Annotated in this window: 10 protein-coding genes and 1 pseudogene; 6 read left to right on the top strand and 5 right to left on the bottom strand. The window is 61.3% G+C overall.

The window, feature by feature from the left end:
- From HX803_RS11070 to cfaB, 5 genes and pseudogenes are all read left to right on the top strand, one after another.
- Positions 1 to 311, top strand: a pseudogene (locus tag HX803_RS11070) (cation-transporting P-type ATPase); the annotation flags it as partial.
- A gap of 116 nt (positions 312 to 427) precedes the next feature.
- Positions 428 to 682, top strand: coding sequence for a hypothetical protein (locus HX803_RS32685; RefSeq protein ID WP_176994547.1), 255 nt, complete (start codon positions 428 to 430; stop codon positions 680 to 682).
- A 67-nt stretch (positions 683 to 749) separates the two neighbouring features.
- Positions 750 to 1,595, top strand: coding sequence for a DUF692 domain-containing protein (locus tag HX803_RS11060; protein WP_178920496.1), 846 nt, complete (start codon positions 750 to 752; stop codon positions 1,593 to 1,595).
- The gene (locus tag HX803_RS11055) at positions 1,586 to 2,374 is read left to right on the top strand and encodes a DNA-binding domain-containing protein (RefSeq protein ID WP_178920495.1); all 789 of its coding nucleotides are present in this window, start codon (positions 1,586 to 1,588) and stop codon (positions 2,372 to 2,374) included. The genes HX803_RS11060 and HX803_RS11055 overlap by 10 nt, the downstream gene beginning before the upstream one ends.
- 87 nt (positions 2,375 to 2,461) lie before the next feature.
- On the top strand, positions 2,462 to 3,646 hold the full coding sequence (cfaB, locus tag HX803_RS11050) for a C17 cyclopropane fatty acid synthase CfaB (RefSeq protein WP_178920494.1): 1,185 nt from the start codon (positions 2,462 to 2,464) through the stop codon (positions 3,644 to 3,646).
- A gap of 135 nt (positions 3,647 to 3,781) precedes the next feature.
- Here the strand turns inward: cfaB and cls are convergent, their stop codons facing one another.
- Positions 3,782 to 5,221, bottom strand: coding sequence for a cardiolipin synthase (gene cls / locus HX803_RS11045; RefSeq protein ID WP_178920493.1), 1,440 nt, complete (start codon positions 5,219 to 5,221; stop codon positions 3,782 to 3,784).
- 130 nt (positions 5,222 to 5,351) lie between these two features.
- On the opposite strand from cls, the gene HX803_RS11040 reads away from it, so the two are divergent.
- Entirely contained in the window at positions 5,352 to 5,873 is a 522-nt protein-coding gene (locus HX803_RS11040) for a DUF3617 domain-containing protein (RefSeq protein WP_178920492.1), read from the top strand.
- Here HX803_RS11040 and HX803_RS11035 read toward each other — a convergent pair.
- Genes HX803_RS11035 through HX803_RS11020 form a run of 4 tightly spaced genes read right to left on the bottom strand, consistent with a single transcriptional unit; the run spans position 5,870 to position 9,055 of the window.
- Positions 5,870 to 7,207, bottom strand: a complete 1,338-nt coding sequence (locus HX803_RS11035) for a dihydroorotase (protein WP_178920491.1) — start codon at positions 7,205 to 7,207, stop codon at positions 5,870 to 5,872. The genes HX803_RS11040 and HX803_RS11035 overlap by 4 nt on opposite strands.
- 2 nt (positions 7,208 to 7,209) lie before the next feature.
- Positions 7,210 to 7,770, bottom strand: a complete 561-nt coding sequence (locus tag HX803_RS11030; RefSeq protein WP_005792581.1) for a DapH/DapD/GlmU-related protein — start codon at positions 7,768 to 7,770, stop codon at positions 7,210 to 7,212.
- Complete coding sequence (gene hisI, locus HX803_RS11025; RefSeq protein ID WP_178920490.1) at positions 7,767 to 8,180, bottom strand: phosphoribosyl-AMP cyclohydrolase; 414 nt, start codon at positions 8,178 to 8,180, stop codon at positions 7,767 to 7,769. Before hisI ends, HX803_RS11030 begins: the two co-directional genes overlap by 4 nt.
- Positions 8,177 to 9,055 (bottom strand): metal ABC transporter substrate-binding protein, encoded by an 879-nt coding sequence (locus HX803_RS11020; protein WP_178920489.1) that lies wholly within the window; start codon positions 9,053 to 9,055, stop codon positions 8,177 to 8,179. The genes hisI and HX803_RS11020 overlap by 4 nt, the downstream gene beginning before the upstream one ends.

Here is a 9,055-nt window from a genome sequence, read left to right as displayed (position 1 = left end):
GTGTGGCGATGGGGGCGGGCGGGGCGGATATCGCCCTGGCGTCGGCAGACGTGGTGCTGATCGGCAGTGACTTGCGTCGCCTGGGCACCTGCGTGCGCTTGAGTCGTCAGTGCCGGCAGACGCTGCAGGTCAACGTGATCATCGGCCTGGGCTGGACGCTGGCCATCGTGGTATTTGCCGCATTTGGCTGGTTGGGCGCGGCGGGCGCCATGATCGCAGCGGTGCTGCATAACCTCAGCACGTTGCTGGTGCTGGGCAACGCCGGGCGTTTGCTACGCTTCCAGGAACCGCTTTTGAAGCTCGACGAATAATTTTCAGAAATATTTGCACACGGCTGTAACGCCGATGAGGGACCTCACTCTAGTGGTATGTCGAGACTGAACAATCCGTTCAGACCGACACCCCTACCGATCATGAGGATACAAAAATGAACTTCAAATCCGCTGCTGCTGGTGCCGCCCTCGCAATGGCCGCCGCTACCATGTTTGCTGGTGTTGTCACCCAGGCTCAAGCCGCTGACATGTCTGTGCACTGCTACGGCATCAACGCCTGCAAAGGCCAGAACGATTGCAAAACCAAGGACCACGCTTGCAAAGGCCAGGGTTCTTGCAAAGGCCAAGGCTTCAAAGTTCAAGCCAGCGCTGATGCTTGCACCAAGGCTGGCGGTACCGTCGGCGAATAACCGGCAACCGAGTGCTCCCGCAGCGGATGCCCCCCACCGCTGCGGACACTTTGCCCAGGAGTGAATGATGTCCGCTTCTCTTCCGAGCCTGGGTTATGGCCTGGGTCTACGCAGTGAGTACTACCAGCAGATCCTTGAACAGTCGCCGGCCGTGGATTGGTTCGAAGTGATCTCCGAGAATTATCTGGTGCAGGGCGGCAAGGCCTTGTACTACCTGGACGCGATAGCCGAGCGCTATCCCCTGGTGATGCATGGCGTGTCCCTGTCTATCGGCGGACCCCATGCCCTTGATACTGATTACCTGAAACAGCTCAAACAGCTCGCCGAGCGCATCCAACCGGCGTGGGTGTCCGATCACCTGTGCTGGAGCCGCGGCAGCGCCCATCAATTGCATGACCTGCTGCCCCTGCCTTATACCGAAGAAAGCCTGTACCACGTGGCTGGCCGCGTGCGTCAAGTGCAAGACGTGTTGCAGCGCCCGTTGGTACTGGAAAATGTCTCCAGCTACGTGCGCTCCAAGGCCGATGAATTCACCGAGTGGGAGTTCCTCAACGCCCTGGCTCACCTGACGGGCTGCCAGCTGCTGCTGGACGTCAACAACGTGTACGTCAGCTCGCGCAACCATGGGTTCGATGCCTGGACGTTCATCCGCAACTTGCCGCCTGACAGCATCCGCCAACTGCACCTGGCCGGGCATATGGACTACGGCGACTATGTCGTCGATACCCATGACCACCCGGTGTGCGATCCGGTGTGGGCGTTGTACCAGCAGACGTTGGAGCACCTGGGGCCGGTCTCGACCTTGTTGGAGCGCGACGACCATTTCCCACCGTTCGAAGAGCTGCTCACCGAGCTGGGCAAAGCCCGTGAACTGGGCGCTTCAGCGTTGGCCAGGAGGTCGCTATGCGCCTGACCGATTGGCAGCTGGCTTTCGAACAGCACCTGTTATCCGAGACTTGCGTCGCCAATAGCGGGTTTGCCGCCACGTTGTTGGGCGGGCCGACGCTGGATGTGGACACGGGCCTGGCGATTTATCACAACGCCTACGTGTCGCGGTTGCAGGAAGTGTTGCGACATGACTTCGGCGCCATCTGGTATTGGCTGGGGGATGACGAGTTTGCGCTGTTGACCCACGCTTATGTGCGTCGTTATCCGTCTGCCCATTACAGCCTGCGCTGGCTGGGCGAGCGTTTCCCGGCGTTTATCGTGGAGCACCTGGTGGCCGAACAAAGCGCGCCATTGGCTGAGCTGGCGCGATTGGAATGGGCCTTCACCCTGGCGTTCGATGCACCCCAGGGCGAGCCGCTGACCCTCAATGACATGGCGCAACTGGCGCCTGAGGAGTGGCCAGGCCTGCAAGTGACCTTGGCGCCATCGGTGCAGCAGATGCTGTGTCATTTCAACAGTGTGGCGATCTGGCGTGCCAGCAAGGATGAGTCGGACTTCCCCAACAGTCAGGCCCTGGAACTGGCGCAGATTTGCCTGGTGTGGCGTCACCAGAATGTGTGCCATTACCGCAGCCTGGAACCCGCCGAGGCCTGTGCGCTGGCCGGGATGGTGACCACTGGCTGGAATTTTTCAGAACTGTGCGAGCAGTTGCTAGTCACTTATGCAGAGGGTGCGCCACTGCAAGCGGTGACGTGGCTGAAACAGTGGATCCAAGACGGTTTGCTCGAGCGCCGAGCCCCATAGAGGAACGCTATCAAATCGATAGCCTCCTACTTTGTCTTCGGATGGTCTACCCTCACTCCAGACGTCTGAAACAAGGGGGGACTACTCATGCTCGCGCAACTTCCACCGGCCTTACAGAATCTTCAGCTACCGCTGCGTCTTCGACTCTGGGACGGCCATGAATTCAACTTGGGCCCCGAGCCCAGTGTGACTATCGTGGTGAAGGACCCCACGGTCGTGACCAAGCTGACCCATCCCACGCTCGATTCATTGGGCGAAGCCTTCGTCGAGGGCAAACTGGAGCTGGAAGGCTCCATCGCCGAGGTCATCCGGGTGTGTGACGAATTGAGTCACGCCCTGATCGAAGACGACGAGGGGAGTCGTCCGGTGCGCTCGATCCACGACAAGGCCACTGACGCAGCGGCTATTTCCTACCATTACGACCTGTCCAACGAGTTCTACCAGCTGTGGCTGGATCAGGACATGGCGTACTCCTGCGGTTATTTCGAAACCGGCAGCGAATCCATCGACCAGGCCCAACAAGACAAATTCCGCCACCTGTGCCGCAAGTTGCGCTTGCAGCCGGGCGAGTATCTGCTCGACGTCGGCTGTGGTTGGGGCGGGCTGGCGCGGTTTGCGGCGCGGGAGTTCGGGGTCAAAGTGTTTGGTATCACCTTGAGCAAAGAGCAGTTGGCGTTGGCCCGTGAGCGGGTGAAAGCCGAAGGCCTGGAAGACCAGGTCGACCTGCAACTGCTCGACTATCGCGACCTGCCGCAAGACGGACGTTTTGACAAAGTGGTCAGCGTGGGCATGTTCGAACACGTGGGCCACGCCAACCTGGCGGAGTACTGCAAGGTGCTGTTCGGCGCGGTACGTGAAGGTGGCCTGGTGATGAACCATGGTATTACCGCCAAGCACACCGATGGCCGCCCGGTAGGGCGGGGCGCCGGTGAGTTTATTGAGCGTTACGTGTTCCCCAATGGCGAGCTGCCGCACCTGGCGATGATGACCGCTGAAATCAGCGAAGTCGGGCTGGAAGTGGTGGACGTTGAAAGCCTGCGCCTGCACTACGCGCGCACACTGGACCATTGGAGCGAGCGCCTGGAAGACAACCTCGAAGCGGCAGCCAAGATGGTGCCGGAGCAGGCGTTGCGCATCTGGCGGCTGTACCTGGCCGGTTGCGCCTATGCGTTTGCCCGGGGCTGGATCAACCTGCACCAGATATTGGCGGTGAAGCCTCACGCTGATGGCAGCCATGATTTGCCGTGGACGCGGGAAGATATTTATCGCTGATTGACTGCAACACCGGAGATCCAAAAACTGTGGAAGCTGGCTTGCCTGCGATGGCGGTGTATCAGGACCGGATAAGTCGACTGATACACCGCCATCGCAGGCAAGCCAGCTCCCACATTGATTTGGTGTTGCCAGCTAGAGAATGGGTGAGATCAAGCGGGCCACCCGCATGCCCAGCTGTTGCAGGCGACGTGTCTGACGGCTTTCTTCCTGGCTGACTTCATGGGCCAGGGCGAAGTCATCCAACAGCATCTGTTCCACTTGGCTGGCGAAGGCTTCGTCCACCGTCAGCAACATCACTTCGAAATTCAGCCGGAATGAACGGTTGTCCATGTTCGCACTGCCGATGGCGCTGATTTCGCTGTCGACCAGTACCACTTTCTGATGCAGAAACCCTGGCGTGTAGCGGAACACCCGCACCCCGGCGCGCACGGCTTCGATCGCGTAGAGGCTGGAGGCGGCGTAGACGATGCGGTGGTCGGGCCGCGACGGCAGCAGCAGGCGCACGTCAACGCCGCGCAATACCGCCAGGCGCAGGGCGGAGAAGACCGCTTCATCGGGAATGAAATACGGGCTGGTGATCCACACCCGTTCAGTCGCCGCATGAATGGCCTCGACAAAAAACAGCGAGCAGGTTTCATACGGGTCGGCCGGGCCGCTGGCGAGCAGTTGGCAGAGCACGCCGTCTTCGGGGTAGGCGTCCGGCAGGATAAGCGGCGGCAGCTCCCGCGCGGCCCAGAACCAGTCTTCGGCAAACGACTCCTGCAAACACGCGACCACCGGGCCGGTCACCTGCACGTGGGTATCGCGCCAGGGCGCCAGTGGCGGTTTTTTACCCAGGTACTCGTCACCCACGTTATGCCCGCCGACAAATCCGGTGATGCCGTCCACCACCACGATCTTGCGGTGGTTGCGAAAATTGACCTGAAACCGATTGAGCCAGCCGCTGCGGGTAGCGAATGCCTTGACCTGCACGCCGGCGTCGCGCAGTGACTGCACGTAACGATGGGGCAGGGCATGGCTGCCGATACGGTCGTAAAGCACGTAAATGGCTACGCCTTCGGCGGCTTTTGCGTTGAGCAGCGCGTGCAGTTGGCGGCCGAGCTCGTCGTCGTGAATGATGAAGAACTGAAACAGCACGGCGGTCTTGGCGTTGCGGATCGCCTCGAAGATTGCGCTGAAGGTGGCCTCGCCATTGATCAGTAAGCGCACTTCATTGTTAGCCAGGCACGGCATGCGCCCCAGCTTGGGCATGGCGCGCAGGGACGCGTAGGCGCTGGAGTTGCGAGCAGCGAGGGCTTCTTCGACCCAGGGGCGCCAGTTCAATTCGGTGATTGCGGTGTGCATTTCCTGGTTGGCCTGGCGGCGGGCCTGGATGTAGGCGTCGAAGGTGCTGCGGCCGAAGATCAGGTAGGGGATTAGCGTCAGGTAGGGCATGAACATCAACGACAAGGCCCAGGCGATCGAGCCTTGGGCGGTCCTGACGGTCAGCACCGCGTGGATCGCGGCGAGTGTCCCGAGAAAGTGCAGCGTGGCGATGAAGTAGGCGAGCAGGTGCGGGCCAAAAAAATCCATGAACGACATGACTCCTGACAGTCCAGTGCCTAACAGACCATGAACGGCTGTGAATGTCGCTATTTTATTTGCCGTGCAACACTGGCGGCTTTGCGGCGTCTAACGCCCAACATTACCCAGGAGTTACCCGATGAATGCTCGTTTGCTCTGTTTAGCCATGGTTACCTGTTTGTCGCTGCCTGTGGCGGCGCAGGCGCAGATGCTGGCGCCGGGCTTGTGGGAATTGACTACCAGCAACATGAAAGTGGACAACCAGGACCTACCGGATCTTTCTCTGATCCTCGGCCAGCTCAAGCAACAGATGACCCCTGAACAGCGCGCCATGCTGGAAAAACAGGGCATCACCATGGCCGGTAAAGGCGTGCAGGTGTGCCTCACGCCAGCTCAGGTCGCCTCGGACTCGATCCCCCTGACTGACCCGCAATCGGGCTGCAAACAGGAAGTGACCGACAAGACCGGCAACCAGTGGAAATTCCGCTTCAGTTGCCCGAAAGCCCAAGGCACTGGCGTCGCGACTTTCCAGAGCCAGAAAGAATTCACCACCACCGTCAACGGCACCTTCAATGCCACCGGCATCCAGCAGAAAGGCAGCCTCGACAGTCATGCCCAGTGGCTGGGCAACGATTGCGGTACGGTCAAGCCCCGCGCTTAACGCAGAAAATGCAGGGGCAATCCCTGGCAACTGTCGACCACCTGGCCGTTGTGCCACGCCAGGTGGCCTGACACCAGCGTGGTGCTGACGCTGTGCCGGAAGCTGCGCTCGGCAAAAGGCGTCCAGCCGCAGCGCGCCAGGATCGGCTGGCTGCTGACGGGTTTGCCTTGGGGCTCGGGCTGGATCAGCACCAGGTCGGCCCAATACCCTTCTCGCAAATAACCACGATCAGGAATGGCGAACAGGTCGGCCACGCGATGGCTGGTCTTCGCCACCAGCGTGGTCAGTGGCAGGTGCCCGTCGGCCACCAGTTCCAACAACGCCGGCAACGCGTGCTGCACCAGTGGCAGCCCGGACGGCGCTTCGCGATAACCCAACTGTTTCTGCGCCCAGGTATGCGGCGCGTGGTCACTGCCGATCACGTCCAGACGATCTGTCAATAAGGCCTGGCGCAGGGCGTCGCGGTCGGCACGGGTCTTGATCGCCGGGTTGCATTTGATCTGGTGGCCGAGACGGTGATAGTCGTGGTCGTCGAACAGCAGATGGTGCAGGCACACCTCGGCGGTGATGCGCTTCTCGGCCAGCGGTTTGTCCTCGAACAGCGCCAGCTCGCGGGCAGTGGTCAGGTGCAACACGTGCAGGCGCGTGCCGTGGCGCTGGGCCAATTCCACGGCAAAGGATGACGAGCGATAACAGGCTTGGGCATCGCGGATCAGCGGGTGGGCGACGGCGGGGATGTGATCGCCAAAGCGTTCGCGCAGGCGTTGCTCGTTGGCCAGGATGCTCGGCGTGTGCTCACAGTGGGCCAACAAAATGGTCGGCACTTCGGCAAACAGGCGCTCCAGAATTCGTGGATCGTCCACCAGCATGTTGCCGGTGGACGCGCCCATGAACACTTTGACGCCGGCCACTTCCCGTGGGTCGAGGGCGGCGACGGTGTCGAGGTTGTCGTTGCTCACCCCGAAGTGGAAGCCGTAGTTGGCCACCGAATGCAGGGCGGCGCGGCGCTTCTTATCGGCCAGCGCTTCCAGGTTCAGGGTGGCCGGGTTGGTGTTGGGCATGTCCATGAAGCTGGTGATGCCACCGGCCACGGCCGCGCGGGATTCGCTGTAGAAGCTGCCTTTGTCCGGCGCGCCGGGTTCACGAAAGTGCACCTGGTCATCGATCATGCCCGGCAACAGCCACTGGCCCTGGGCGTCGATTTCCACCGGCTCGTTGTAGCCTTCGAGGCTGCTGGCAATCTTCTCGATTCGGCCATTGGCAACCAGCACATCGGCGTCGAATTCCAGGCCTTCGTTCACCAGGCGGGCGTTGCGGATCAGCAGGCGGCTCATGGTCAGAACTCGTTTTGCAGGGCTTTGTAGCCGCGTACCAAATCGACGTTGGTGCGTGCCACGTCTTCGGAAAACTCCGAGGCGCTGACACTCACCGGCGGGAACTGCGACAGGTCAGTGTTGGGCCCAATGCGGGTGGTGGACGGTACGTAGAAGGCGGCAGGCAAGTCGCGGCCGTCGACCACCGAGTTGTGGCGCACCACGCAGCCATCGCCCACGGCGCAATTGAACAGCACGCTGTTGAACCCGATGAAGACACGATCACCGACCGTGCAGGGGCCATGGACGATGGAGCGGTGCGCGATAGAGGTGAATTCGCCGATGGTCACCGCCGCGCCGGATTTGGAGTGGATGACCACGCCGTCCTGGATGTTGGAGTTGGCGCCGATGGTGATCGGGTCCATCGCACCGCTGGCGTCGACTTCGTCGGCGCGGATGACGGCGTAGGGGCCGACGAAGACATTCTCGCCGATGATGACCTTGCCGCAGATGATCGCGGTTTTGTCGACGTAGGCCGACTCGGCAATCACCGGCAGGTCGCCGGAGGGGTTCTTGCGGATCATGCAACAGGCTCCGTGATGATGTGAACGTGGTCGCCGTCGATGGCGTTGTAGAAGCAGGTCGGGCGGCCCGTGTGACAGGCCGGGCCGAGTTGGTTGACGATCAGCAACACCGCGTCGCCGTCGCAATCGAGCCGCGCTTCGACCAACTGTTGCCAATGGCCGGAGCTCTCGCCTTTGCGCCACAGCTGCCGGCGTGAACGGGACCAATAGCAGACCTGACCGGTAGCCAGGGTTTCGGTGAGGGCCTGACGGTTCATCCAGGCCAGCATCAACACCTCACCGCTGCCGTGTTGCTGGGCGATGGCGGCAATCAGGCCATCGCTGTTCCACGGCAGGGCGTCGAGCACCGGTTCGAGCGGAAAGCGGCTGCCCAGGGCAGCCTCCTCCAGGTCGAGCATGCTCAAGGTCATGGCTTGCTCAGGGCCGCGCACAGTGTGTTGAGGTTGTATTCGAACAACCCGGTGAAGGTGCTGGCCGGGCCTTCGGCGGCGAGGGCGTCGGAGTACAGCGTGCCGCCGATCTGCGCGCCGCTTTCGTCAGCAATCTGCTTGAGCAGGCGCGCGTCCTTGATGTTTTCCATGAACACGGCCTTGACCTTGTCTTTGCGGATCTGAGTGATCAGCGCAGCGACTTCGGCAGCCGACGGTTCACGCTCGGTGGACAAGCCCTGTGGCGCGAGGAACTGAATGCCGTAGGCCTGGCCCAGGTAGCCGAACGCGTCATGGGAAGTGACGATGCGACGGTTGCCCGGTGGCAGTGCGCCGAACTTGGTTTTGGCTTCGGCCAGCAGGCGGTAGATTTCTTTCAGGTAGGCTTGGCTGTTGCGCAGGTAGTCAGCTTTGTTGGCCGGGTCGGCGGCCACCAAGGCCTTGGTGATGTTGTTTACGTAAATTTCGGCGTTGGCCAGGTTGTGCCAGGCGTGCGGGTCCGGAATGGTCTCGCCGTCTTCTTCCATGGTGTGGGAGATCACGCCCTTGCTGGCGGTGACGACTGTGGCCTTGGTCTCGGTGCTGGTCACCAGACGATCCAGCCAGGGCTCAAAGCCCAGGCCGTTCTTGATGATGACCTTGGCCTTGAGCAGCGCCTTGGCATCGTCCGGGGTCGGTTCGTAGGTGTGGGCGTCGGAGTCCGGGCCGACCATATTGCTGATCTGGATGTGATCGCCACCGATCTGGTGAGTGATGTCATCGAGAATACTGAAGCTGGTAACCACCTGGAGTTTGTCGGCGGCCTGGGCCATCGACAGTGGCAGCAGCAGACTGAACAGCACGAGTAAAGCGCGCAT

The sequence above is a fragment of the Pseudomonas sp. P7548 genome, assembly GCF_013386585.1.
GTDB lineage: Bacteria > Pseudomonadota > Gammaproteobacteria > Pseudomonadales > Pseudomonadaceae > Aquipseudomonas.
This window is presented reverse-complemented; position numbering and strand designations above follow the sequence as displayed.

Excerpts from the sequence above, each read along its gene's own strand:
- HX803_RS32685 (WP_176994547.1), top strand. The coding sequence starts at position 428 with ATGAACTTCAAATCCGCTGCTGCTGGTGCCGCCCTCGCAATGGCCGCC.
- HX803_RS11060 (WP_178920496.1), top strand. The coding sequence starts at position 750 with ATGTCCGCTTCTCTTCCGAGCCTGGGTTATGGCCTGGGTCTACGCAGT.
- HX803_RS11055 (WP_178920495.1), top strand. The coding sequence starts at position 1,586 with ATGCGCCTGACCGATTGGCAGCTGGCTTTCGAACAGCACCTGTTATCC.
- cfaB (WP_178920494.1), top strand. The coding sequence starts at position 2,462 with ATGCTCGCGCAACTTCCACCGGCCTTACAGAATCTTCAGCTACCGCTG.
- cls (WP_178920493.1), bottom strand. The coding sequence starts at position 5,221 with ATGGATTTTTTTGGCCCGCACCTGCTCGCCTACTTCATCGCCACGCTG.
- HX803_RS11040 (WP_178920492.1), top strand. The coding sequence starts at position 5,352 with ATGAATGCTCGTTTGCTCTGTTTAGCCATGGTTACCTGTTTGTCGCTG.
- HX803_RS11035 (WP_178920491.1), bottom strand. The coding sequence starts at position 7,207 with ATGAGCCGCCTGCTGATCCGCAACGCCCGCCTGGTGAACGAAGGCCTG.
- HX803_RS11030 (WP_005792581.1), bottom strand. The coding sequence starts at position 7,770 with ATGATCCGCAAGAACCCCTCCGGCGACCTGCCGGTGATTGCCGAGTCG.
- hisI (WP_178920490.1), bottom strand. The coding sequence starts at position 8,180 with ATGACCTTGAGCATGCTCGACCTGGAGGAGGCTGCCCTGGGCAGCCGC.
- HX803_RS11020 (WP_178920489.1), bottom strand. The coding sequence starts at position 9,055 with ATGCGCGCTTTACTCGTGCTGTTCAGTCTGCTGCTGCCACTGTCGATG.